This window comes from Candidatus Krumholzibacteriota bacterium (genome assembly GCA_016931295.1).
Taxonomy (GTDB): Bacteria; Krumholzibacteriota; Krumholzibacteriia; order Krumholzibacteriales; family Krumholzibacteriaceae; genus JAFGEZ01.
This window is the reverse complement of sequence record JAFGEZ010000030.1, coordinates 41,410-65,994: the sequence shown is the minus strand read 5'-3', so window position 1 is coordinate 65,994 and position 24,585 is coordinate 41,410. Positions and strand designations below refer to the sequence as shown.

General features: G+C 66.8%; 16 protein-coding genes. 5 read left to right on the top strand and 11 right to left on the bottom strand.

The genetic code is table 11. The features are described from left to right. Positions 1 to 39: 39 nt before the first annotated feature. The 7 genes from JW876_07735 to JW876_07705 all read right to left on the bottom strand — a co-directional run bounded on the left by JW876_07735 (position 40) and on the right by JW876_07705 (position 9,901). On the bottom strand, positions 40 to 3,063 hold the full coding sequence (locus JW876_07735; GenBank protein ID MBN1885396.1) for a GH92 family glycosyl hydrolase: 3,024 nt from the start codon (positions 3,061 to 3,063) through the stop codon (positions 40 to 42). A 125-nt stretch (positions 3,064 to 3,188) separates the two neighbouring features. Continuing rightward, positions 3,189 to 4,616 carry a sodium:solute symporter family protein gene (locus tag JW876_07730; GenBank protein MBN1885395.1) on the bottom strand — a complete coding sequence of 476 codons (1,428 nt, stop codon included), beginning with the start codon at positions 4,614 to 4,616 and terminating at the stop codon, positions 3,189 to 3,191. Next, complete coding sequence (locus JW876_07725) at positions 4,613 to 5,824, bottom strand: alanine racemase (GenBank protein MBN1885394.1); 1,212 nt, start codon at positions 5,822 to 5,824, stop codon at positions 4,613 to 4,615. The genes JW876_07730 and JW876_07725 overlap by 4 nt, the downstream gene beginning before the upstream one ends. Continuing rightward, positions 5,821 to 6,285 carry a GNAT family N-acetyltransferase gene (locus JW876_07720; protein ID MBN1885393.1) on the bottom strand — a complete coding sequence of 155 codons (465 nt, stop codon included), beginning with the start codon at positions 6,283 to 6,285 and terminating at the stop codon, positions 5,821 to 5,823. Before JW876_07720 ends, JW876_07725 begins: the two co-directional genes overlap by 4 nt. Beyond that, positions 6,245 to 6,772, bottom strand: coding sequence for a MarR family transcriptional regulator (locus JW876_07715; GenBank protein MBN1885392.1), 528 nt, complete (start codon positions 6,770 to 6,772; stop codon positions 6,245 to 6,247). Before JW876_07715 ends, JW876_07720 begins: the two co-directional genes overlap by 41 nt. Before the next feature lie 92 nt (positions 6,773 to 6,864). Beyond that, a complete protein-coding gene (locus JW876_07710; protein ID MBN1885391.1) occupies positions 6,865 to 9,498 on the bottom strand; it encodes a glycoside hydrolase family 2 protein in 2,634 nt (877 codons plus the stop codon). Then, the gene (locus tag JW876_07705; GenBank protein ID MBN1885390.1) at positions 9,464 to 9,901 is read right to left on the bottom strand and encodes a nuclear transport factor 2 family protein; all 438 of its coding nucleotides are present in this window, start codon (positions 9,899 to 9,901) and stop codon (positions 9,464 to 9,466) included. Before JW876_07705 ends, JW876_07710 begins: the two co-directional genes overlap by 35 nt. 170 nt (positions 9,902 to 10,071) lie before the next feature. Here JW876_07705 and sppA point away from each other — a divergent pair, with 170 nt between their 5' ends. Beyond that, positions 10,072 to 12,528, top strand: coding sequence for a signal peptide peptidase SppA (sppA, locus tag JW876_07700; GenBank protein MBN1885389.1), 2,457 nt, complete (start codon positions 10,072 to 10,074; stop codon positions 12,526 to 12,528). A gap of 121 nt (positions 12,529 to 12,649) precedes the next feature. Here the strand turns inward: sppA and JW876_07695 are convergent, their stop codons facing one another. From JW876_07695 to JW876_07685, 3 genes are all read right to left on the bottom strand, one after another. Continuing rightward, a complete protein-coding gene (locus tag JW876_07695; protein MBN1885388.1) occupies positions 12,650 to 15,628 on the bottom strand; it encodes a choice-of-anchor D domain-containing protein in 2,979 nt (992 codons plus the stop codon). 311 nt (positions 15,629 to 15,939) lie between these two features. Continuing rightward, complete coding sequence (locus JW876_07690; GenBank protein ID MBN1885387.1) at positions 15,940 to 17,109, bottom strand: hypothetical protein; 1,170 nt, start codon at positions 17,107 to 17,109, stop codon at positions 15,940 to 15,942. A 79-nt stretch (positions 17,110 to 17,188) separates the two neighbouring features. Beyond that, positions 17,189 to 18,670 carry a DUF4070 domain-containing protein gene (locus JW876_07685; protein ID MBN1885386.1) on the bottom strand — a complete coding sequence of 494 codons (1,482 nt, stop codon included), beginning with the start codon at positions 18,668 to 18,670 and terminating at the stop codon, positions 17,189 to 17,191. Between the two features lie 227 nt (positions 18,671 to 18,897). Here JW876_07685 and JW876_07680 point away from each other — a divergent pair, with 227 nt between their 5' ends. The 4 genes from JW876_07680 (at position 18,898) to JW876_07665 (ending at position 22,773) form a co-directional block, all read left to right on the top strand. Beyond that, the gene (locus JW876_07680; protein MBN1885385.1) at positions 18,898 to 19,476 is read left to right on the top strand and encodes a helix-turn-helix transcriptional regulator; all 579 of its coding nucleotides are present in this window, start codon (positions 18,898 to 18,900) and stop codon (positions 19,474 to 19,476) included. 292 nt (positions 19,477 to 19,768) lie between these two features. Then, complete coding sequence (locus JW876_07675) at positions 19,769 to 20,752, top strand: PhzF family phenazine biosynthesis protein (GenBank protein ID MBN1885384.1); 984 nt, start codon at positions 19,769 to 19,771, stop codon at positions 20,750 to 20,752. 275 nt (positions 20,753 to 21,027) lie between these two features. Next, complete coding sequence (locus JW876_07670) at positions 21,028 to 21,591, top strand: beta-lactamase family protein (GenBank protein MBN1885383.1); 564 nt, start codon at positions 21,028 to 21,030, stop codon at positions 21,589 to 21,591. Positions 21,592 to 21,663: 72 nt separating this feature from the next. Continuing rightward, a complete protein-coding gene (locus JW876_07665) occupies positions 21,664 to 22,773 on the top strand; it encodes a tetratricopeptide repeat protein (GenBank protein MBN1885382.1) in 1,110 nt (369 codons plus the stop codon). A gap of 45 nt (positions 22,774 to 22,818) precedes the next feature. Here the strand turns inward: JW876_07665 and JW876_07660 are convergent, their stop codons facing one another. Continuing rightward, positions 22,819 to 24,336 (bottom strand): redoxin domain-containing protein, encoded by a 1,518-nt coding sequence (locus tag JW876_07660; GenBank protein MBN1885381.1) that lies wholly within the window; start codon positions 24,334 to 24,336, stop codon positions 22,819 to 22,821. Between the last annotated feature and the right edge of the window lie 249 nt (positions 24,337 to 24,585).

The following is a 24,585-nucleotide window of genomic DNA, read 5'->3' as shown; positions in this document are numbered from 1 at the left end:
GGATTTCGCGCCCGCCGCGCCGCCGAACCGGGCGACTCGTCAGTTCTCCGCTTCCTCGATCGTTATCTCGTCGGCGAAGATCCACGCCTCGCGCCCCGCCCCCGGATGTCCCGCGGGACAGGACCCGATGTTGTCGGCGACGAGACGCACGTACCGCGCCGCGGTTTTCTCCAGGTCGATGCGGAACTCCCTGGTCGTCGGCTCCCCCCCGTTCGTCGGCGCGTCGTTCACGATCTCGCCCGCCGGAACGAACGTCGCGCCGTCGAGCGACACGAGAACAATCACCCGCGCCGGGAAGAAGATCCACGCACCAACGTCCTGCAGGAATCCCATCGAGACGGCGGCGAGACGCCGGACGCTCCCGAGATCGACCGTCGCGTCGATCCCGACGCCATGGTACCCCTGCCACTGGCCCGTGCGGAAATCTCGCGCGCCGCGGAGCCCGTCGATGAGGGCGAGGCTCCCGCCGGCCGTGTACAGTGAACTGAAGGCCGTGGCGACGGTGATCGAACGGCCCGCCGGGATCCGCCGGAAGGAGGCCCTGAGCGGCAGGCTTTCCTCGCGTCCCGGCGCCCGCGCGACGGCCGAGACGACCGACGATTCACGAAGGAGGATCGGTTTCTCGAGAAGCAACGACTCCGGACCCGCATCCAGGTCGCCGATCTCGCAGCGTATCGCGGCTCCGGGCGCGGCGACGCCGAGGACAACCGTCGTCGAATCGACGAAGACGCGCTCGCCGGCATCGACGAAGGGCACCGGCGTGACGAGCGGGCCGTCGATCGCCGTCCGCGGCCGGTCCGGCGGAGCCGAACCCCACTCCCTGTTCGGCTCCGGCCCCATGACGAGGAAAAGCTCTCCTCCACTCGCGATCTCGCCGTGCCGGAGAACGGGGCCGGTCCGGGGCTCGCCGTCGAGGGTCGCCGATTGCACGTAGACGTTCTCTGGACCGTTGTTCTCCGCCCGCACGACGAACCGCCGCCCCCCGCCGACGTCGACCGACGCCTGATCGAAGAGCGGCGAGCCGATGACGTAGAGATCGCCGCCGGGGGCGACGGGGTAGAATCCGATCGCGCTCAAAACGAACCAGGCGGACATCTGTCCGCAGTCCTCGTTCCCGCAGAGACCGTCCGGGAGCGGCCTGTAGAGCTCGCGCATGATGCGGCGGACGATCTCCTGCGTCCTCCAGGGACGTCCGGCGAACGCGTGGAGGTATGCGATGTGGTGGCTCGGTTCGTTGCCGTGCGCGTATTGCCCGATGAGACCGGTGATATCCGGCTGGTCTCGTCCGGAGATGGCGCTCGAAGCGGCGAAGAGACTGTCGAGTTTCGCGGCGAAGGCGTCGTCACCGCCCATCATGCCGATCAGCCCGGTCACGTCGTGAGGAACGAAGAAGGAGTACTGCCACGCGTTCGCCTCGGTGTAGTCGACATTGACCTCGGACGGATCGAAGGGCGCGCGCCAGGCCCCTTCGACGCGGGCCCGCATGAAGCGCGAGCGCGGGTCGAAGAGGTTCGCCCACGACTGCGCCCTGCAAGCGAAGCGCCTGGCCGGCTCTTCGCGGCCGAGAGAGGCGGCCATCCGCGAGATGCACCAGTCGTCGTAGGCGTACTCGAGCGTCTTCGACACCGACTCGCCCTCGACCTCCGCCGGGACGTAGCCGCGCTCGACGTAGGCGCGGATCCCCCGCCAGTCGCGCTCGGCCGTCGATATCATCGCGTCGAGTGCCGCGTTTTCGTCGAAGCCCCGGATGCCCTTCGCCCACGCGTCGGCGATGACCGAGACGGCGTGGTACCCGATCATGCAATCCGTCTCGTTCGCCGACAGTTCCCAGACGGGGAGCGCGCCTCCCTGCTCGTGCTGTGCGAGGAAGGTGTGGATGAAATCGACGGTCCGCTCCGGTTCGATGATCGTGAAGAGGGGGTGGGCCGCCCGGAAGGTGTCCCAGAGCGAGAAGACGGTGTAGTAGTCGAAATCCGTCGCCTCGTGCACGGCGAGATCGCGGCCGCGGTAGCGCCGATCGACGTCCATGTAGAGGTTCGGGGCGAGCATCGCGTGGTAGAGAGCGGTATAGAAGTTCCGCCGGTCGGCCGGCGTCCCTCCCTCGACCTCGATCTTCGAGAGCGCCGATTCCCAGGTTGCGGCGGCGGCGCTGCGGATCGAATCGAAATCCCGGCCGGCGGTCTCGCTCTCGAGGTTGCGTCTCGCCCCCTCGACGCTCACCGCCGAGAGTCCGACGGCCACCTGCAGGTACCGGGCCGGCGCGGCGGCCGTGGAGGCCGCCCCCCTTTCCGCCCGCTTCCGCTCGGCACCGGGTCCGGGAACCGGATCGAAGGTGAGGTACGCGGCGATCTCGCGGCCGCGCGCCTCGAGCGCCTCGTCCCACCTCGCGCCGTCGAGGAGAACGCCGTGGGAGACGATCGGACTCGAGAAGCGCGCGACGAAGAAGACGCGCTGATCCACGGCCCAGGCCTTCGATCGGCGGTACCCTGCGATCTCCGTATCCGAGACGAACTCGATCGCCGCCTCGATCGTCTCGTCTCGGTGCGCGAGATCGACGATCACGTTCGCCCTGCCGTCCGGCGGATAGCGATAGCGGTGGATGCCGCAGCGCGGCGTCGCGGTCACCTCGGCGGTGATGCCGCCGTCGTCGAGACGGACCCGGTAGTAGCCGGGCGACGCCTCCTGGGCGCCGGGATCGAATCGCGATTCGTAGCCCCGTCCGGCCGGCGTGCCGTCTCCTTGCACGAGGACGGGCTCGCCCACGGTCGGCATGAACAGGATGTCGCCGTAATCCGAACAGCCGGTGCCGCTGAGGTGGGTGTGGCTGAACCCGTAGAGGACGTCGTCGGAGAAATGGTAGGCCGAACAGCCGTCCCAGCCGCTCAGCCGCGTGTCGGGGCCTGGCTGGACCATCCCGAAGGGAACGGTCGCCCCGGGAAATGTGTGCCCGTGGCCGCCCGTACCGACGAACGGGTCGACATCGCGGAGCGCGCCCGCGGGATGGCGGGCCGCGCAGTTGACGCAGCAGGCGATGATCGCCGCTGCCGCGATCGTCCTCTTCATCGTGTTCGTCCCCCTCGTTTCGCCGGTTGCCCGCGCCGCCGGTCACCGCCTCGCCGACGACCGTCCCCGGAGGACGCCAGTATCCACCCTCGACGGGCGATTTGCAACAGCGAAGCGAGCGGAAATCAATCCCGGACGGGGACGCCCACGAGCCTGCGGCGCCCGCGCAACGCCGCGTAGACCACGCAGGAAACGAGGACGCCCGCCACGGCGGGATCGATCGGCGTGTTCCAGGGAGAGAAGCGATAGACGAGCGTGGCCGTCGCCGACACGACCATCGTCACGAGGATGTCGCGGGAGAGTTGCGGAGAGCGCTCGCCGCTCATCACGCCGACGACGACCGGCAGGATGATCGCGGGAGCCCAGAGATGGTACGTGAAGAGGAGGAGCCCGATGATATCGGACCACAACACGGCGATTGCGATCGAGGCGAGTCCGAGCGCCGCCGAGCAGATCCTGGCGAGACGGAGCATCCGTCCGTTCTCGTTTCGCCAGTTGAACTGGTGCTCGAACAGGTCCTTGACGAAGATCGCCGTGGACGAGTTCAAGGCCGAGTCCGCAGACGACATCACCGCCATGAGAAGGGCGCCGATGATGACCCCGCCGACGACCGGATTGTTGAGCTGGCGAACCGTCATCGGCAGCGCCTGCTGCGGCGGGATGTCGGGAAAATGCAGCCTCGCGTAGAGGGCGATGAAGAAGAGGACGGCGGGGAAGAACAGCGCGAGGAAGACGCCGACGCCCGCGATGCCGATCTTCGTCTGCCGGATGTCCCTGCCCACGCAGTACCGCGTCGCGTATCCCGGCGCGAAGGTCTCGCCGAAGAGGAACGCGAGAAAGGTCGTGACGAGGAAAAGCCACCCCTTGCCCCCATGCGGATTGAAGAATTCCGGCGTGACGGTTTCGCGGATCGTGCTCCACGACGCGACGATATCGGGCACGCACCATGCGAGCGTCACCACGAACCCGAGGATCAGGATGACGAACTGGTAGACGTCGGTGTAGATGACGGCCAGAAGACCGCCGGCCGTGCTGTAGGCCACCACCATCGCGCCCCCCGCGACGATCGCCCAGCGGAGCACGTTCTCGGCGTCGGCGAACTCCGGGAGAATCGCCGCGAGGACGCTGCCGAAGGCGGCCATCTGGGCGGCGATCACGAAGACCGAGAAGAGCAGGGAAAGGAGAAGGACGACGAAGCGGGGCCCCTCGCCGAACCGGTGGCCGAAAAAGCCCGCCACCGTGTACAACTCGGCGTCGCGGAACCGGGGCGCCACGAAGAGCCCGCTGAAGATGAAGTGGAGATACCAGCCCGTCGAGACGAGCAGCATCAGCACGCCCCACTCGTATGTCCTGCCGAGCGCCCCGATCGACGAGCCGCCGCCGATCACCGTGGCCCCCATCGTGCAGAAGAGGAAGAACCAGCCGACGTTGCGGCCGGCGACGAGGAAATCGTCGGTGTCGCCGATCCTGCGGGCCTTGGAGACGCCCTTCACGAAGATGAAGACGACGTAGGCGAGAACGATGCCCCAGAGAACGTACTGTCGCCCGGTCATGTCGTGGATCGTGTCTGTGCGTCGGGGTCCGCCACGGGCGCGCGGACCGCGGCGCCGTCGATATCGAGCACGGCGAGCGGCTTCTCGATCGTCGGTGGATGTTCCGAGGCGAGATAGGATTTGAACTCGTCGAGGGGCGGAGTCACCGTCTTGCGGACGTAATCGCTTCCCATGAGTCGCAGCAGCGCGGCGTAGTTCATGCGGAAACGGATCTCGCCGCCGACCTTCAGGCCCTGCGGGTCGTCGCCGAGATTGACGACGGTGATGTCGCTGCTCGCGCCGGCGATCCGGTGCTCGGGATTCTCGGGAAGGAGGCCCTCGACGTTCGTGTCGAGCTGGCCGACGTTGACCAGCGCGCGATAGCCGCGCTGGCCCGGGGCGTAATCGTCGGCATCCTCGTTCGAAAAGGGGGATATGGCCGCCGTCTCCCCCATCGGCACCAGGCTCTTCTTCTTGATCTCGATGATCTCTGCGGCGAGCACCACCGTGTCGACGCGAAGGTTCGGGAGCGATCCGCCGTTGATGAGATCTGTGCCGAGGAAGAGCCCCTCCCCGATGCGGAAATGGTTGATCCCGCGCGGAAGGGACTTGTCGATCACGAGCGGCAACGATGCGGTCGTCCCCGCGGAGATCAGCGGCAGGCGGTGCTCGAACTTCAGCTCGAGGAGTTCCCGGTAGAGCAGCAGCTGCACGAACTGGCCCACGGTCGGCACCGCGCCGGCGAGACAGCCGAGATTGCCGCCGATCCCGACGACGCGGATGTTCGGCAGATCGAACACCTTCTTGTAGAAATTGACGAGCGAGCCCGGCAGTATCCCCTCCCGGAGATCGCCCAGCTCGATCATGATGACGACGTTGTGCAACTTGCCCTGCCGCCGGGCCGAGTCGTCGAGCGCCTTGATGATCGAGAGCTCGCTGTTGAGGCTCACGTCGCAGACGCCGACGATCTCGTCGACCGAGGACAGGCTCGGCACGCGGAGATACCATGTCTCGAGATCGGGAACGTACTTCCTGAAGGATTCCAGGTTCTCGAGCCGCGATTCCCCGATCGAGCGGACACCGGCGGCGAGAAGCGCTTTCAGCGTCTCGAGGTGGCCGCACAGCACCTTCGTCACCACGGTCCAGCGGGCGTTGTACTCGCGCACCCATCGATCGATCGTGAGCAGGTTGTGATTGATGGCCTCGAGATCGATGATCAGGCGGTTCATCCCCTGCCGGCCTTCCCGTACCGCATCTCCGCGTACTTGTTCGAGAATCCGATTCGTTCGTAGAGGCGCTTCGCCGGATTGTCGTATTCGACGTGCAACTTGACGTCACCGTCGGCGTGCCCGATCGCCTCGCGGATGATCCGTTCGCCGATCCCCCGCCCGCGCGCGTCGCGGCGGACGGCGACGAAGAGGAGCAGCGTGCCGGGAACGTATCCGCCCATGCCCGTCTCGAGCATCACGACCGCCCCGAGCGGCGCGTCCTCCTCGTGCGCGAGCACGACGAATCCCCCACGGCCCGGCGCCTCGTCGAGCGCGTATTCGATCCCGCGCCGGATGTCGGCCGGCGTATCCTCGTACGGCTTGAGGTGCTCGTAAAGGAATGCGGTGAGGCGCTCGACGTCGAGCCAGCCAGGGAAATCTTCAACTGTCCTTACGAGAGTCAGTTCCAATCTTCTCTTCAACTCCTTCGGCAACGATCGAATGTCCCATGGAGAGGACCGGCGCCGCGTCGAGACGGCCGGCATCCATCATCATGACGACCCTGTCGAGCGACGAACGGATCGCGGAGAGGCCGGCGTCGTCGCATCGGGAGAGCTCGTCGATGAAATGTTCCTGCAGGAGCGGCGGCGCCTGTGCGAGGATTTCCTCGCCCGCGCCGGTAAGCCGGGCACGGACGATCCGCCGATCGTGCCCGTCCCGGATACGGGCGACGAGCTCGCGGCGGACGAGCCGGTCGACGATGCTGCTCAGCGTCGGCCTGCTCAGGTTGACCATCGCGGCCAACCGCCCCATCGGCACGTCGCTCTCACGCTGGATTTCGCGGAGCACGAGCAGCTGCGGGACGGTGAGATGATGTTTCGTGGCGAGTTGCCGCGAATGGATCGCTATGGCGCGGATGATCCGTCGCAGCGACACCAGGATTCCCTCGGTGTGATCGAGCTCGTTCATCAGGCATTCCAATGGATAGTTAGTGTACGAACTGTTCGTATACTAACATATTTGCGGCATGCTGCAAGGAAAATCCGCCGGATCGCGATGACCTATCGTGCTTTCTCGTCGGATCGCGTCAGATCGTGGAGCGAGGTGACGCCGAGAAGCGGGGCGGGGCCGTCCGCGGGGCGCGGGCGAAGGATCCGGACCCGCTTTTCGCGCCCCGGCACGAGATCGAACCAGTTGTCGTCGAAGGAGGCGTCTGCGTTTGCCACGGAGAGACCGACCCACCTGGCGACGCGCGCGGCGGCGAGATCGACGATCCATGCGCCCTCTTCCTCGCGGATACGCCACTCGATGCCGGGCGGCTCGAGACGGAGATCCTTCGGCGGAACGAACCAGAACGTCCCCGCGAAGGGTCCGCCGGGCGCATCGAGCGCGGCGACGAGGACGACCTCCTTCTCGCGTCCGGCGAGGGGCGCGTCCGCGGCCTCGACAATCCACGGCAGACCGCTTTCGGCATCCACGTCGACGGAACGCTCCCAGAGACGCTCGCCGCGGAAATCGACGAGCTCGAGTTGCAGCCGGCCGCGTATCCGTTCGGGACCGTCGTTCACCACGCAGACCCTCACCCCCTCCCCCGAGCGAACGCAGGAAACGAGCACATCGGCGAAGGCACGGCGAACGATTGCGTGGAGCGCTTTCCAGCGCCCGTGATAATCGATCCCGGACCAGGACGCGACGGGCCAGCAGTCGCCGAGCTGCCAGTAGAGCGATCCCATGCAGTACGGCTCGCTCCGCCGGTGGGCGTGTATCGCCGTCTCCACGCCGAGGGCCTGGAGCAGCTGGCTCGTCGACAACAGCGCCCCGAATCCGACGGGTTCGCGGAAATACATCCCGAGATACCGCCGGATCAGCTCGTTCCCGCTCGGATGCCTCTGGTGCGCCCGCATGACCGGCGAATCGATCGCCCAATCGCCCGGCAGGGTGAAGCCGGCGACGGTCTCCTGCCCGGGAAGGGACTGGAAGCCGAATTCGCTCATGAAACGCGGCACCTTCTCCTCGAACGCGGCAAAGGGCTCCCCGTCGTGCCAGACGCCCCAGTAATGGGCGTCCCCCTCGGCGAAACTGCGGGGGTCGGCCCGCCCGAAACGAGGCGACGAGGCCTCGTATGCCGCGCCGGGAGCGTGCCGGGCGACTTCCCCGGGAAGGAGTTCGTGGAACAGCGCCTCGTACCCGGCGCGGACGACCGCGGCGGCGCTGTCGTCGAACAGCTCCCGCCAGCCCCAGTTGCGCCAGGCCTCGTCGATCTCGTTGTTGCCGCACCAGAGGGCGATGCACGGGTGGCCGCGAAGGCGACGCAGGTTGTCGGCCGCTTCCTCCCGGACGTTGCGAAGGAACGCCTCGTCCCAGGGATAGAGGGCGCAGGCGAACATGAAGTCCTGCCAGACGAGGATACCCCGCTCGTCGCACCGGTCGTAGAAGGCGTCTGTTTCGTAGACGCCCCCGCCCCAGACGCGGAGCATGTTCATGTTCGCCGCGGCCGCGTCGTCAACGATTCGTTCGAGACGTGCCCGGCCCGCGCGCGGGAGAAAGCAGTCCGCTGGCACGTGATTGGCGCCCTTCATGAAGACGGGCCGGCCGTTCAGTCGGAAGAAGAAGGTCTCCCCGGCTCCGTCCGGCTCGGTGACGAGCTCGATCGTCCGCAGGCCGAAACGCGTCGTCCTGCTGTCGACGACGCGGCCCCCTCCCGTCTCGATGTCCACGCTCGCCGCGTAGAGATGCGGCTCGCCGAGGCCGTTGCACCACCAGAGACGCGGCTTCCCGATGGAGAACGGGATCACGAGGGTGTCGACGCCGGCGGCGATCGCCGCGCGCCGGCGAACGGGCAAAACCGTCTCGTCGCCGAATCGAAGCGCGACCGTGCCGTCGAAGGGGCCGGCGGCCTCCGTCTCGACGATGGCCTCGCACGCGGCGGCCCCCCCGTCGAGCGATCGGATGCCGATGCGGACGTCCTTGACACGCACCGTTCCGGGGAGCTCCAGCCGAACGGGACGCCAGACGCCCATCGTCAGGAAGCGCGGCGCCCAGTCCCATCCGAAGTGGCAGGCCGCCTTGCGCGCCGTCACGCGTTCTCCGCCGGGAAGATCGATGCCGGATTCGCTCCACGCATCGCGCGTCGCGCGCGCGATCGAACGGAACACGACGCGCAGCTCGTTTTCCCCGTCACAGAGCAGCGGCCCGCACGGCGCGCGCCACCGGCGGAACATGTTGTCGGCAGTGAAGAGGAGCGAGTCGTTCAGGAAGACATCGGCGAAGGTGTCGAGGCCCTCGAAAACGAGACAGGCTCGCCGGCTCGCGGCGCCCTCGACGTCGAAGACGCGCCGGTATTCCCAGTTTTCCTCCCCGATCCACTGGAGATGCGCCTCGTTGTCGCGATAGAAAGGATCGCCGATGAGCCCGGCGGCGAGGAGGTCGGTATGGACGACTCCGGGGACGGTCGCCGGGAGCCATCGGGCGTCGCCGACCCTGCGGAACTCCCACGCGCCGCAGAGATCGAGGCTCCGGCCGACAAGACCGGTCTTCGCCCCCGCCGCGGCGTCCGCGGCTCCTGAAGCGCCGGCAGCCAGTCCGGCAAGGAGGAAACCGGCGAGAAAGGCTCGCGGAAAACGTTTGTCGATCCGGCCGCGGGCCGCTCCGCCCGCGCGGTCACGAGGTATGGTCGTGCACGATGCGCCAGCCATCGTCGAACCGCCTGAAAACGAGTGTGAAGAGCCCTGTCGCGACCTCCCCGCCGGTCGTCACGCGCCATTTGCCGGTTGCATAGGCCGCGTCGGCGGCGAGCATGACGACACGGACGTTCTCGAACGCGAGCTCGCCGCGCCGCTTGCCCTCGTACCTCGCACGGTATCTCCCGCGGAGCGTCTCCCATCCCTCGACCCGATCCGTGCCCGAGTGGAATGTCATGTCCGGAGACCGCCAGTACGCCTCCATGAACGCGTCGACGCCCCGCTCGTTCCATCCGCGCACCTGGGCATCCAGGACCGCGCCGATGTCGTCCGCATCCCCGTCCGTCGCGTCCGCGAGAACGACTCCCGCGACCGCGGCGGACAGGATGGCGAGGCAGAGAAGGACCGAACGCTTCATGCTGCACCTCCCGTGTCACGAGCGATTCCGACGATCGATTTTCCCGGCGCCGATTGTACGATCCCGGCGCCATGCGTCTCAATGGGAATTGACGGCCGATCGCCGGAGCGGTATACACGGAAGAAGCCGCCCGACAGAGGCCGCGCACGATTTATTTGAAAGGAACAACGATGAGAACGATCGCCCTGTCCGCGCTCCTCCTTTTCGTATTCGCCACCCTGGCCGCGGCGGAGGTCGCGATTCCGGCCTACCACCTGGAGAACCCCTTCCTTTTCGCCTCCCCCGGCGCGTTCGGGAACGGCCTCTACGGCTGGGCGAACCCGGGAGTGCTCTCCTACGCGGAGAGCTACGAGTTCCTCTTCGCGATCGCCGACCGCGAGAACGCGCTCGAGGACATCGACCGGTTGGGATTCTTCACCGTCCTGCCCCTGCGCGCCTCGCGGCTCGCGTACTCGTTCGGTTTCATCCGGAGCCAGGAGCCGTACGGCAACGTCACCGATTTCCGGTACGCGATCGGAGGCGGAACCCGGACGGTCGGATTCGGCGTGTCCTACGGCTGGTCGACGGGCGACACGGACGTCTTCCGGCGCGAGAACACGACGAGCTTCGGCCTGCTCCTGAGACCGTCCCGCTTTCTCTCGGTCGGCGGCACCGCGACCTACATCCTCTCCAGCGATCTCGAATCGGAAGGAGTGCTCGATGTCGCCCTGCGGCCGTTCGGGACGAGGCGTCTCACGATCTTCGGCGACGCCTCGATGCAGGACCACGAGCGCCCGGCGGACGCGCGGTGGAGCGTGGGAGCCGTCGTCGAGCCGCTTCCCGGTTTGCGCCTCGCCGCGCGATGGTTCGATTCCGATGCCGTGACGATCGGCGTCGCCCTCGGGTTCGACGGCTTCGGCATCCGTTCCCAGTCCCACATCGACGCGAACGGCGAGTACGCCTACAACTCCCATGCGCTCCGGTTCTTCGGACGCGAGCGCAACGTGCTCCGCGCCGCCGCCCGAGAGAACCGAACCTACGTGGTACTCGACCTCAGGGGTCCCGTCACGTACCAGCGGTACCGCTGGTTCGACAAATCGCTCACCCTGTCCGGGATTCTTCGAACGATCGACCGGGCCGAACGGGACGAGCGTGTCGGCGGCATCGCGATGAATCTCTCCGGGTTCGCTGGGAGCCGCGAGCTGTCCTGGGAGATCCGAGAGCGGCTCCGCCTGTTCCGGGCCTCGGGCAAGAAGATCGTCGCCTACGTCGACCGCGCCGGGATCGACCACTACCACCTCGCCTCGATCGCCGACCGCATCCTTCTCGATCCGGCCGGCTCGATCACGCTCGAGGGGCACATGATGGGCCGCTATTATCTCACCGGCACCCTCGAGAAGCTGGGGATCGGATTCGACGAACTGCGGTTCCTCGAGTACAAGTCCGCCTTCGAGACGCTCTCCCGGCGGGAGATGTCGGACGCGGACCGCGAGCAGCTCGGCCGCATCAACGAGGAACGCCACCGTATCGCCCGCGAGGATATCTGCGCGGCGCGCGGAATCGATCCCGCGGCGTTCGACCGGATGGTCGACGACGAGTGGGTCTTCCTTCCCGCCGAGGCCGAGAAGCGGGGCCTCGTCGACACCCTCGCCAGGCGGGACGCCTTCGAAAAGGCGATCGAGTCCCTCGAGGGGGAGGCGAAACGGCTTGTCGATCCCGGGTATCTCTGGACCGACCTTCCCCCCACCGACGAGCGGTGGGGCGAGACGAAGCGGATCGCCGTCGTCTACGCGCTCGGCGTCTGCGCGATGGACGAGGGGATATCGGCCCGCAGCCTCGTGAAGGACATCGAAGAGGTCGCATCGGATTCCCGCGTCGCGGCGGTCGTTTTCCGCGTCGACTCCCCCGGTGGCGACGGTCTCGCCTCCGATATCGTCGCCGAGGCGATCCGGACGTGCGCACGGTCGAAACCGGTCGTCGTCTCGCAGGGCGCCGTCGCCGGTTCTGGCGGCTACTGGATCTCGATGTACGGCGACTCGATCGTCGCCGCACCGTCGACGATCACCGGATCGATCGGCGTCATCGGCGGGTGGCTGTACGACAAGGGGCTCTACGACCGGCTCGGCGTCACGACCGATCGGGTATCGATCGGCCGCCACGCCGACCTGGGCCTGTCCGGCCCCGTTAACCTTCCCGTCCGTCCGCTCTCGACGGAGGAGCGGCGAATCCGGCGAAAGAACATCCTCGACTTCTACGAGATATTCGTCGACAAGGTAGCCGAGGGGCGCGGCCGCCCGCGGGAGGAGATACACGAGATCGCGCAGGGACGGGTCTGGTCGGGTTCCGACGGGCTCGAAATCGGGCTCGTCGACGTCATCGGCGGCCTCGACCGCGCGATCGGCATCGCCAGCGAGATGGCGGGCATCGCGCCGGAGGAACCGGTGAAGATCGTCGAGCGGCCCGTTCCGCCCCTCTTCGATCTCGGCGGGCTCGTGCGCCGGAACGTCGGCGCCGGATCGCGAAGCGGCCTCGTCGAAGAAACGCTGCTCGGCGGCGGGCTCCGCGACTACCTCCGTTTCCGCATCGATCACAACGGGGAAATCATGCCTCTCATGCCGATCGACGAGATGGAGCTCCTCGCCGAATGACCCGGACAACCGACGGGGGGGCGGGGCTTTCGCCCCGTCCCCCCGCGTCGCGCCGCATCACCCGCTCATCCCCGCACCGCGCCGCGATCGAATCGCCGGCGTCCTCTTCGCGCCGCCTCGGTCATCCCCGGATCCGGTGCAGCCGGTAGCAGCATCGGATCAGCCAGAGCGCGATGAAGATCAGAAGGAGCAGGAACAAAACGAGCAGCAGGCGCAGCAGCCAGCACGGGATGCACTCCCGCGACGGACGGTCGGGCGGGTAGGCGCCGACATGCTTGGACAGGTAGCGCTCGCGGGTGACCCGCTCCCCCCGCTCGGTCCTGCCCCGGCTGCGAACCAGGAACTCGTAGTACCCCTCCCGGTAGGTGTCGGTGAGGGTGACGGCGAAGGCGGCGTCCCCCGCCTCGCCGTCGTCGTGAAGGCCGTCGTCGTGCAGAACCAGGGTCGCCGTCGACCCGTCGGGCCTCGTGATCTCCACGTCGACGTCGGCGTCGGGATTGGGCCACCACGCCTCGGTCGTCCGGGCCGACAGGCGCAGCGGTTCGCCGACGAGAACCTCCCCCGGCGTGATCGAGGCCTCGAGCCGGTAATCGGACCCGACGGCCGCCATGAAGGCGACCGGGACGTACCCGGGCACGACCTGCACGCTCGTCGCGTATCTCTTGATCTCCGCGGGATCGCCCTCGACCTGGAGATAGAGCCGCCACGCGCCGGAATAGGAGTCGCTCTCCGATCGGGGCGGGAACTTCACCCGGTAGAGCCGGTAGTGGTCTCCCGCCTTGACGTGCACGGCGATCCCGCCGATCGTCGCGGAGGGATCGACGATCTGGCCCGTCGGATCCTGGAGGAAGAGGGCCGTCTCGAACTGCGGCACGCGGTAGAGCTCGCTGATGACGAGAAAATCGGCGTCCCGGTCGCACGACACGATGTCCACGGTCGAGACGAGCGTCATTCCCGGGGAATACGGGACCATGTAGAGGGGATCGAGAGCCAGCTGGCGGCCGGTCGCCTTGGCGAAGACCTTGAAATAGAAGGCTTCGAGATCGTATCGATGCTCGCCGGAGATCGACTGGACGACACGGAAGAGGGCGTCGGTGTCTTCGGCGATCTGCTGGAGCTTCGTCGTCTCGATCCCTTCCACGCCGTACGCGCCCGTCTCGATCGGATCGCCGATGCCGACGCTGAAGATCCGCAGGTCGGGATGGTCTCCCCGGATGCCCGGCATGGCATCGGCGATCCAGGGCTCCACGTTCTCCTTGCCGTCGGTGAGGACGATCATCGCCTGCGCGTTTTCCGCGGGGCTCGAGACGAACTCGCCGGCCGCCGTCTGCATGGCCCCGCCGATCCCGGTCGCGCCGTCGGGGAGGAGTTCCCCCGTGATGTCGCCGAGGGCCGCGAGCATGGCGGCCCGGTTCGCGCTCACCTGATCGAGGGGCACCGGCGTCGAGTTGCTCTCGTTGTATTTCGTGAGGCCGATCGAGTCCCACGCGTCGCGTACGAGATCGACGTAGAGATCGCCCGCGTCGCTCGCCGCGACGATCTTTCGGACGTCTCCCGCCATCCCGTCCATGCTCCCCGAGCGGTCGACGACGAGCATCGTCGAGAGGGGAATCGGCTCGGTTCCCGTCCCGTGCAGCCGGACGCGGTACGTGTTCGGCGGCTCCTCGTTCGTCGGCCCGACGAGAAGGACTATCTCTCGGTAATCCGCCGTCATCGGGTGGAAGGTCATCTCGAAGAGGTCCGAGCGTCCTGCCCCGATCGACTGCGAGCCGAGATCGAGCGTGAATTCGGTCGCGTCCGTGTCCGACGGATCCTCGAGAGCGATCCCGAACGTGAGGACGGCGTCCCCCGTGTTCTCGATCCTGATTGCCTGGTGGAAGGCGTAGTCGATCTCGACCTCGCCGTAGTCGATGTCCGCCGTGATGAATCCGACGTGGGGAACGGGGTGATGCCCCGTCGCGTGAAGGGTGACGAGGGCGGACGAGCCGAGCCCGCTCCCGTAGTCGGCCTCGATCCTGAGGGTTCCCGTGTAGGTCGTCTCGTCGAAGACCGTCGCGCCTACCCGCAGGCTGCGCGAGGATCCGCCGGAGACCGTTCCCACGCTTCCCCCCGACGGCAGGTCGAAGACGCCTCCCCCGTCGTCGACGATCGAGGCGACGACGGTCATCGAGGCGTCGCCGACGTTGGCGATCGACAGGTTCCGTTCGACCCGGTTGCCCGGCGAAGCGAGCGTCCAGTCGGCCTCGCCCACGTCGAAGCTCGATGCGACATCGAGCTCGCCGCGCCGCACGTGCGCCGTGCCGCTGACCGTCTGCTGGCGCTGGTTCACGGCGCCGTTGCAGGTATAGGCCACCTGGATGAAGCCGGCGTACGGCTGGTCGAAGGTCAATCCCCCGGGCGCGCAGAACTGCACCTCGAAATCGAGGTCGTCGCCGGGATCGAGGGTCGTCGGCACGCCGGCGAGATCGAGATGGAAGTTCGGATCGGTCACCGAGACGGCGATACCGGAGAAGGTCTGGTTGCCGTCGTTCCGGAAGGTGGCTGTCCGCCATCCGGCGCAGTCCCCCGATTCGACCTCGCCGAAGTCGGCGCTCGCCATCGCGAGTGACGAGCTGCAATCGGCCGCTCCGCTCCAGAACTCGACGCAGTAGGTGCCCCCCGACATCGCGCCCGGATCGAGGCGATAGGTGCCGGGAGCGAGCGTCACGTCGTCGCTCCAGCCGAATCCAGCTCCTCCCATGCTCCAGGCATAGGCCTCCGTCCCGCTCGTGTTGTAGATGACGAACCAGCCGGTCCGGCCGCCGCCGCAGTCGCTGTCGAGGTTCGTCGCCGTCAGATGGACGACCTGGGAGAAGGAGATCGTGAAATCGCTGTAGCACTGGCAGTCCCCCGAGGGCGGCAAACTCCCGCTCATGCAGGGCTGCGTCGGGTGGGGCTGCGTGCAGGTACCGGGGCAGTACTTCCGTGCGCAGACCGTCTCGTCGTAAGCGGCCGCCCCGACGGGCGCACAGAGGATCGCGCACACGGCGATCGCCGCGCAGACGGCGGCGCCGATCGATCGCGCGGATACCCGCCGATTTCCGGAACGGGCTCTAAACATCTTCGCTCCTCCCTCAGCATGCGACCGGAAACGCCGCGTTCCCGGAATGCGCGAAGGCGCATACGGGCGTGGCACGACGCCCGCGCATCCGGATCCCGCGGCAGCCGGTCGGCGTGATGATGCGATGTCTTCGGTGAGTCCCCTGATTGGGCAGGATTGTACTATAGAGTAATTATTATGTCAAATGAAAATATATTTTACTATGTATGAATTTGTTTACTATTGTAACCAGTTCTTTCCATCTGCTGCGCAATCGCCGGTGTCGAGGCCGGGCGGCCTGTCTGCCGGCCGGTTGCCGGTACCGGTCAGCGCTACTCCGTCGCCGGCAGGAACGAACGCAGGATGTCGTCGATACGGGCGCGCCAGCTCCCCCAGGAATGGCCCTCGTGGACGACGGCGGCGGTGAAATCGTACCCCCTCGCCTCGAGGCTCGCCGCGAGGCGCCGGTTCGAATCGGCGAGCTCCCCCTCGTAGCTCCCCCAGTCGAGGTAGACGCGGATCGGCCGCTTTCCCCCCGCGTCGATCCGCCGTATGAGCCAGTCGTCGGCGACGCCGAAGGCTCCCGACTGGCTTGCGCAGAATCCGAAGACCTCGGGATGCTCCCCGGCGAGGAAGACGGAGACGAGCCCTCCCAGCGAGGCGCCCATGACGCCGCGGCCGGCCGGGTCGGCGACGAGCCTGTACCGGGACTCGATCGCCGGAAGAAGCTCGTCGGTGATCATCGAGGCGAAAACGAAGGAGAGCGCGTACTCGCCGCGGCGGTCGACCGGGTCGACGAAGAGGGCGACGAGCGGATCGATCTCGCCCCCGTCCATGAGGTTGTCGAGGACCGTCGCCATCGAGCCGAGACGCAGGTAGTCTCCGCCGTCGTTGACGAGCAGCATCGGGTACGGGCCTCCCCCCTCCCTTCCATAGCCGGGCGGCAGGTAGACGTATACCGCGCGATCGTTGCCGAGGGAATCGCTGTGGAAGACGAGCGTGTCGATCCGGCCCCGCGCGACGCCCGACCGCGACTCGATTTCGTCGGGCGGCTCGTAGGCCGGCATGGCGAAGGCCGAATTCAGGCCGAATCCGCCCTCGACCGTCCGCGGATTCCGGGGATCGAGCAGCCACGTGTCCCCGTCGACGACGAACTTGTAGTCGAGCCGGGCATCCCGTTCGAAGGTCTTGCGGAGGTGCCAGGTACCGGTCCCGGGAACGCGCCTCATCCGGTCGGCCGCGTCGTTCCAGCCGTTGAAGTCGCCCGCCACGGCGACGGTCGCCGCGGCGTCGTTCAGATAGACGAAATATACGGTGGTGTCCTCGATGACGGGAAGGCCGCGCTCCGCCGCCTCGGCGGCGACGAGCGCGTATGCGCACTCCCCGGCGGGCAGACCGGCCGGTCGCTCCCCGGGCCCGTCGGCGAGGCCGGGATGTGGCGAACAGGCGACAAGGCAGGCGAGCACGAACAACGACGCCGCGGAAAGCCGGCAGGCGGGCATGGCGTATCCTCCCTCGCCGGCATCATACCGCCCCGGAGAGGGGATGTCCACAACGGCGAGGCGTCCGCGACGGCGGGGATCAGCAGATGCCGGCCGCGATCCGCCTGAAGTGCAGGCCGTAGACCGCCAGCGTCATCGCCATGGGAAAGAGGCGCGGCTGACGGAACAGCGTGTGGAAGAAGAGCCGCCAGAAATCGAAACGCCCCCGCTCGACGACGCCGAGCGACCACATCGTCTTCAGGAGCGGTTTGAGCTTGTAGAACGGCACACCCGACGATCCCCGCGCGGGGGGCTCGTAGGTCGCGAGAAACCGGCGGACGCGATCGTAGTAACGGCGGTTCGAATACAGCTTCTGAACGAGCGCAGTGTATCCGTTGACGAGCGTCTGGTAACCCATCCGCGGCACGAAGTTGGTCGATCCGTCGGTATTGTTGCCCGAGGACGAGCGGACGAGCCGTTTCTCGCGATCCAGCCGGTCGAAGAGCCGCGTCTGTGGCGGCGCGTTGAGCAGCCCGACCATCGCCTCGACGATCCCGCTCTGCTGGATGAATTCGAACATCCGGCGGAAGATCTTCGGAGAGTCGCTGTCGAAGCCGACGATGAATCCCGCCTGGACGCGGAGGCCGGCGCGCTGCAGCGACCTGACCGAATCGAGCATGTTCCTGCCGCGGTTCTGGCGCTTCCCGCATTCGGCGAGACTCGCGTCGTCGGTGGACTCGATCCCGACGAAGACCGACCGGAATCCCGCCTCGACCATGAGCGCGACGAGCTCGGGATCGTCGGCGAGATCGATCGAGGCCTCCGTCGTGAAGGCGAACGGTCGGCGGTTGCGGCGCGACCAGTCGATGATGGCCGGCAAAACCTCCTCTTTCAGGTTCCGCCGGTTGCCGATGAAGTTGTCGTCGACGACGAAGATGTCGTCACGCCAGCCGTTCGAGCGGAGACACTCGAGCTCCGCGACGAATTGCGCCGCACTCTTCACCCTCGTGCGGCGCCCGTTGAGCGCCGCGATGCTGCAGAACTCGCAATTGAACGGGCATCCGCGGGAATACTGGACGTTCATCGATGCGTAGGCCTTCGTGTCGAGCAGATCCCATCGCGGCATGGGCGTCGCGGTGACATCGGGAAATCCGTCTGCCTTGTAGATGGCTGCCGGCGAGCCGCGGCGGAGATCCTCCACGAGCCTCGGCATCAGCTCTTCCGCCTCGCCGAGAACGAGGCTCCCGATTCCCTGGAAGCGTTCCGGCTCCAGGGACACCATGGAGCCGCCGGCGACGACCGGCACGCCGAGCCGGTCGCACCGTCCGAGAACCTCGCGGAACGAGCGTTCCTGCACGTTCATTCCCCCGAGGAAAACGTAATCGGCACTCGCGATATCCTGATCGCGCAGGGATGTCACGTTCATGTCGACGAGCCGCAGGTCCCACTCCCGAGGCAGCATCGCGGCCATCGTGATCAGGCCGAGCGGCGGTCCGTTGGAGCGCTTGGAAATGAACCGCAACGCATGGCGGAACCCGTAGAATGTCGACGGCGTCTCCGGATAGACGATAAGAATTCTCATTGCAGCCCCCTCGAGGGTATATGGTCCTGGCGGCGCCGGCGATCGGAATCATCGCCCGGATCGCCGCCACCCTCAATCTACATCATGAATGTTGACACTGTCAACACCAATCGTTATACTACGTCGACAGCACGCCCGGTGAATCGTTCCATGGAGGCACTCTCCTGCAAGGCAACACGTACCATCATGTCGGGCTCGGCACGAAACTCCTCGACGAGGCCCGGGTTATGATCGCCGAACGCGGCGTGCATGCGCTCACGATCCGGACGCTCGCAACCCGCGTCGGCGTATCGCGTTCCGCGCTCTATCGCCATTTCCGCAACAAGGGGGCTCTCCTCTCGGCGATCGCGGCGGACGGCTTCCGTCGTCTCGAGTCGCGTCTCGCCGCAGTCGACGCCGCCGGCACCGATCCCCTGGACCGTCTCGGCCAGCTCTTCGAGGCGTTCGTCCTCTTCGCCGTCGAGGATCCGTCGATGTACCGGCTGATGTTCGCCGAGGAAACGAACCGGGAAGCCTCCACGGCCCTGCGCGACGCGGCTGCCGCGGCGATCGCGCACCCGATCAAGACCATCGAGGAGTGCATCCGCGAGGGATCGCTCCGCCCGGAGAATCCCCTGGCGCTCGTCCGGCACGTATGGGTCGAGGCCCACGGGCTCTCGATGCTTCTCATCGACGGCCAGTTGCGATCGACCGGGGGAGCCGCCGTGCACGCCGTTCTCGCCGGAGACGACGATCGCGACGCCATAGACCCCGCCGATCTCGCTCGTTCCACGGCGCGTCTTCTCCTCGACGGCATGCGCGCCTGACCGCGTTGCACCGGTCGAACGATCTCTTTGCCCGCCGAAACGATTCCGCGCTCCGCTTCTTCGTTGGACGGCATGTCGCATGCACTCCTTTTTTCCGCTGGTATCCGTATCGAAGCGTCGCTCGCGTTCGATACAGCAACGGCGGCTCTGCATCCGGTTGTCATCCTGAGTGTTGCATGCTAGTCACACGACGCCCCCGGGCGGGAAACGACGGGGAGCGACGGGAAACGATTCGCCGTCATGCACGAATATCGTGCACGATGCGTCACGGGATCGGCCGGAGGATGAACGGATGAAGGAACTCGCCCTTAAACAGATCGACACCTTCACGACGGCGCCGTTTCGCGGCAACCCCGCGGGGATCGTCCTGGGCGCGGACGAACTCGACGGCGGGGCGATGCAGCGCATCGCCGCCGAGATGGCCACGGCCGAGACGGCGTTCGTGCAGTCGACCGGCTCGATGACGATTCCCTGGCGAGCCCGTTTCTTCACGCCGAATTGCGAATACGACTTCAGCGGCCACTCGGTCATCGCCGTCGCCTACGCTCTCGTCGAGGAGGGCCTCGTCGAACTGGCCGACGGCGTCACCAGCCTGCTCGTCGAGACGAAGAGCGGTCCGGTGCCGATCGACATACACTTCCGGTCGATCGCCTCCGGCGTCTCCCCGGGCGCCCTGCCCGTCGAGGTCGGTGGCCATACGGTCGGATTCCTCGAGCGTATCATGTTGAGTCTGGCGGTCAGCGACCACCGGGACGCCACCGTTCCCCTCGAGGAGATCGCCGACATCTGCGGCATCGACCCGTTCGAGGTCAAGCGGACCGGGCTGCCCGTCGAGGTCGTCAGGAACGGGATCGTGCAGCTCCTCGTCCCCGTCCAGCACGCCGAGGCGGTCCGCGAGATGCATCCCGATCTCATCCGGCTGATGCTCATGAACCAGCGGATCGGCGTGGACACGACGGACATCTTCACGCTCGACGCCCTCAACGAGGACGCATTCACGTACTCCCGCCATTTTTCCCCCGCCACGGGACTCTGGGAAGACATCGCCTCGGGCGCCGGCGCCGCGAGCCTCGCATCCTACCTGCTCCGGCACGGCGTCATCACGCCGAGGACGATGATCATGGACCAGGGGAACGAGATCGACTCGCTCGCCAGGGTCTTCGTCGAGGTCGAGGCCGAGAAGGACGGGAAGGTGCCGGTACGTATCGGCGGCCTGGCCGTCACGTCGATCACGCGCACGGTCTCCATCGAGGATGAGCGCGTCCTGATCGTATGAGCGGCCAAACGACCGTCTCCCCCGCACCGACCCGATGAAACCCGCCGACCGCCGCAACAATAATCCGTTTCCCCCCGTATTCTGTGCATCGCGTGGCCATGGCGCATCGACAACGCGGGAGATCGACATGAAGAGACGTACCGTGCGCTTCGTCGCCGGTCTGCCGTCGTGCGCGTTGTTCGCGGTCTCGACCATTCCCTGCCGGGCGGGCGAAGTCGCCCCCCCCGCTCCGGCGCGATGACATCCGGTCGATCGTTGCCGAGACGGACTCCCTGTTGCCGACCCTCATGTCGGCGGGCAGGATCCCCGGCCTGCAGGCGGCCCTCGTCAGCGACGACCGCGTCGTGTGGACCGCCGGCTACGGCGCGAAGAACGCATCGACCGGGGCGCCGGTGACAGACGAGACGATCTTCGAGGCCGCCTCCCTCGCGAAACCCCTCTTCGCCTACGCTGTCATGAGACTCGTCGATCGCGGCACGATCGACCTCGACGCTCCCATCGCCTCATGCCTGCCCCGCGGGACGATCGAGGCGGGCCTGGGGCACCCCCCCGAGCCTCGCGGGAGCCTACGGCCCGCGGCACGTCCGGTTCGAGGAGGGAGCGCTTTACTACGCCCGGGACACGACCGATCCCGCGGCCTTCAGGAGGATGTACGCGGTATCGAGAAACACCTTCGTGCTGGACGGCATCGTCTATTTCCGGATGCGCTTCGAGCTCGACGCGGACGGCAATCCCGAACGGATCGTCGGCATCTACGAGGACGGCCGCGAGGACAGCTCGGAGCGCGACAGGTGACCGGTCTCCGGTTCAATCTTGATTCCGCGTTTCCGCCGGGTTAGGATGCATCCGATCGCATGGGGCTCGCCCCCGAACGCAGAAGAACCGTCAGAGTCCGTCGAAAGGGAATCGACGTGCGTTCATGCATCCCGCCGGTCGTCGTGTGTCTCGCCGTCCTCTTCTCCTGCGCGCACGGCCCGTATATCCCGCCGCCCACTCTCGAACCGCGCCCCGACGACGACGCCGTGCGCACGCTCGTCATGAAGGGGATCGATCTCCACGATCGCGGCGATTACGATGCGGCCATCATCGCGTACGATGCCGCCCTCGAGATCAATCCGGCGAGCCCCTTCGCCTGGTACGAGCTGTCGATGTCCCTCTTCTCCGCGAGACGATTCGAGGCGAGCCTCGATGCCGCGCTCCACGCCGCGCGCTACGAGAACGACTTCATGCACCTCGTCTACGTGAGCGCGGGAAACGCCCTTTCGCGTCTCGAGCGGTGGAACGAATCGGAACGGGTATTCCGCGAAGGGATGGAGCGGTTTCCGGATTTCCACCTCCTTCCGTTCAACCTCGCCACGATGTTCTTCCGCCGCGGCGACTCCGCCGAGGCGATGCGGTTCACGCAGGAGTCGGCTCGGCTGGATCCCCTTCACGCTTCCTCGCACTACGCGATCGGTGATTTCTACTTCATGGCGAACCGGCGCGTGCCGTCGATTCTCGCCTTCTCCCTCTTCCTCTGTCTGGAATCGGAAACGCGGCGGGCGAACAGCGCACTGGGAAAAATCCGCTGGATGATCGGCGGCGGCGTCTACCGCGAAAGCGATTCCGCTATGAAAATCATGTTTTCCGACCTGCCGGAGGACGGCGTGGACGATTTCGGCGCCGTCGAGATGGGGCTTTCCATGGCAACGGCCCTCGAGAAGGCGGGAGGAAACGGCGACCGGCCGAAGGCAGAGGAACTCGTCCGCCAGCTCGACACTGTTTTCGGCCTCGTCGCCGAGCTTGCAAGTGACGGAAAGGATCGAAAACCGGGGTTCGCGTGGGAATGCTACGCGCCCTTCGTCAGGGCGGCGGTCGAGGCGGGACATCGCGACGCGATGTCCCGCGTGATCCTGGGAAACGCCGGACTGCCCGGGGCCGATGCGTGGACGGCGGAGCACCGGACCGCTTCCCGCGCGTTCATCGACTGGACGAGGCGATACCTCGGACGGCCTCCGCGCACAAGGAAGGCCGGGAAATGATCCCGAACAGAGGAACCCCCGCGGCAGGCTGCCGGGGGGGCATCGTCAACGCCCCGCCGCGGCGAGGGCCTTCTCGACGTTCGCCGCGAGCTTGCCCTGCCGGCATTCATCGCCCCACGCGACGAGCGATCCGTCGGGACCGACGAGGTAGGGAGCCGGGATGGATCCGACGAAGAAGGAACGAACGAGCGGCGAGTTCCAGGCATCGCCGTCGTAGACATGACGCCAGGTCATCCCCTGCCCGGCGATCCACTCGCGGAAGGCCGCCTCGTTCATCCGCTCCGGCGAATCGAGCGAGATCGAGAGGATCTCGAATCCCCGGTCGTGGTATCTCCCGTACATCTCCACCATGCCGGGGATCTCGCGGCGGCAGGGAGCGCACCAGGTCGCCCAGAAATCGACGAGAACCGCCTTGCCGCGGTACTCGTCCAGCGAGACCGAGGCGCCGTCGATATCGGCGGCCTCGAGCGGAATGGGCCACAGCATCGCCGCGGCGTCGGAACCGAAGCGAACGGAGACGACACGGCGGGCCCGTTCGTCGCCGGCAAACGTTTCGAGCTGGCGGACGAGTTCCCGCTTGAGCGATTCTTCGTCCGAGCCGGGCACGGTATTCGCGTTGATCGCCGCCGTCATGAGGGCGGCGCCATGGAATTCGCTCGATTCGTCGACCTTCGCGAAGTAGGCAGCAGCCTGCTCGAAGGCCCCGACCCGGCGCGGATCGTCGTAGGCGTACTTGCAGGTGAGCGCGGCTCCCGCCTCGTAACGCGCCTGCGAGGTCTTCTCCTTTGACGGCCTCGTCGCGAGAAATGCGTCGGCCTCGGCGACGACGAGATCGCTCGCCCCTCCCCATCCCGGACTGTAGGGCGACCGGAGACGGTACGCGGCGGCGACCCGCTCGAGGCCGGCGTCGAATTCCGCGTCGCCCGGGGCGATCGCCGCGCGCGCGGCCAGCCAGGTCGAAATCGTGGCGACCGTCGCCGTGAGATGCTCGATGTCGGTTCGGAACCATCGATGCAAACCGCGGAGACGATCCTGCTCTTTCCGCCACTCGTCGAGCGCCTCGACCGTGCCGACCGACGGCGGCACGTCGCCGGGCGGAGGAAATCCTTTCGCGAAGATTGCGCTTCCCGTCTCGAAATTCGTCTTTGCGGCCGCGATCGCCCCGGCCATGCGAGGATCGTCGCGGAGAGCGTCGAGATCCGGATCGTACTCGAGGTATTCCCAGAGATCGTAGCCGTCGTCGAGGAGACGATCGATCCGGGCGAACGCCTTCTCTTTCTCGCCGGCGCGGGCGTAGACGCAGGCCTCGTTGTAGTCACGCGCGATCGTGCTTGGCACGAGGGCGAAGGCCTCGCCGATCTTCGCGAGGGCGCCCTCGACGTCGTCGCCGTCCATGAGGGTCCCCGCCTCGCGCAAAAGATCCTGCGCCGCCGAAAGCGCCTCTCCGTCGTAGACGGGAGGCGTGCGCGTTCCCGCCGTATCGGCACGCTTTCCCGAGCAGGAGGCGAAGGCGACGAGTGCGACGCAGAAAACGAGCATGGCGCCCGCGACGGATCGTTTCATCGATAAGCTCCTCGTTCCGGGTGGATACCTGATGACCGGCGTCAAGTATTCCACACCATCCTGATGATTTCAACCGCTTTGCCGCCCGGCGCGGCGCCGTCGGCTTCGCCGGAGGCGTGTCTTCCCCCCGCGGATGCGGAACGCGGCGGCACGCCATATGAAGTCTTGAGAGAGACGGGGGAATATGCTATTGAGAAGTCGTCGGCCGGGTCCGTGGACGTCGCGCGGCGATCGGCGGCATGATTCCCC

Excerpts from the sequence above, each read along its gene's own strand:
- sppA (MBN1885389.1), top strand. The coding sequence starts at position 10,072 with ATGAGAACGATCGCCCTGTCCGCGCTCCTCCTTTTCGTATTCGCCACC.
- JW876_07675 (MBN1885384.1), top strand. The coding sequence starts at position 19,769 with ATGAAGGAACTCGCCCTTAAACAGATCGACACCTTCACGACGGCGCCG.
- JW876_07730 (MBN1885395.1), bottom strand. The coding sequence starts at position 4,616 with ATGACCGGGCGACAGTACGTTCTCTGGGGCATCGTTCTCGCCTACGTC.
- JW876_07690 (MBN1885387.1), bottom strand. The coding sequence starts at position 17,109 with ATGCCCGCCTGCCGGCTTTCCGCGGCGTCGTTGTTCGTGCTCGCCTGC.
- JW876_07660 (MBN1885381.1), bottom strand. The coding sequence starts at position 24,336 with ATGAAACGATCCGTCGCGGGCGCCATGCTCGTTTTCTGCGTCGCACTC.
- JW876_07710 (MBN1885391.1), bottom strand. The coding sequence starts at position 9,498 with ATGGCTGGCGCATCGTGCACGACCATACCTCGTGACCGCGCGGGCGGA.
- JW876_07680 (MBN1885385.1), top strand. The coding sequence starts at position 18,898 with ATGATCGCCGAACGCGGCGTGCATGCGCTCACGATCCGGACGCTCGCA.
- JW876_07705 (MBN1885390.1), bottom strand. The coding sequence starts at position 9,901 with ATGAAGCGTTCGGTCCTTCTCTGCCTCGCCATCCTGTCCGCCGCGGTC.
- JW876_07685 (MBN1885386.1), bottom strand. The coding sequence starts at position 18,670 with ATGAGAATTCTTATCGTCTATCCGGAGACGCCGTCGACATTCTACGGG.
- JW876_07695 (MBN1885388.1), bottom strand. The coding sequence starts at position 15,628 with ATGTTTAGAGCCCGTTCCGGAAATCGGCGGGTATCCGCGCGATCGATC.
- JW876_07725 (MBN1885394.1), bottom strand. The coding sequence starts at position 5,824 with ATGAACCGCCTGATCATCGATCTCGAGGCCATCAATCACAACCTGCTC.
- JW876_07735 (MBN1885396.1), bottom strand. The coding sequence starts at position 3,063 with ATGAAGAGGACGATCGCGGCAGCGGCGATCATCGCCTGCTGCGTCAAC.
- JW876_07715 (MBN1885392.1), bottom strand. The coding sequence starts at position 6,772 with ATGAACGAGCTCGATCACACCGAGGGAATCCTGGTGTCGCTGCGACGG.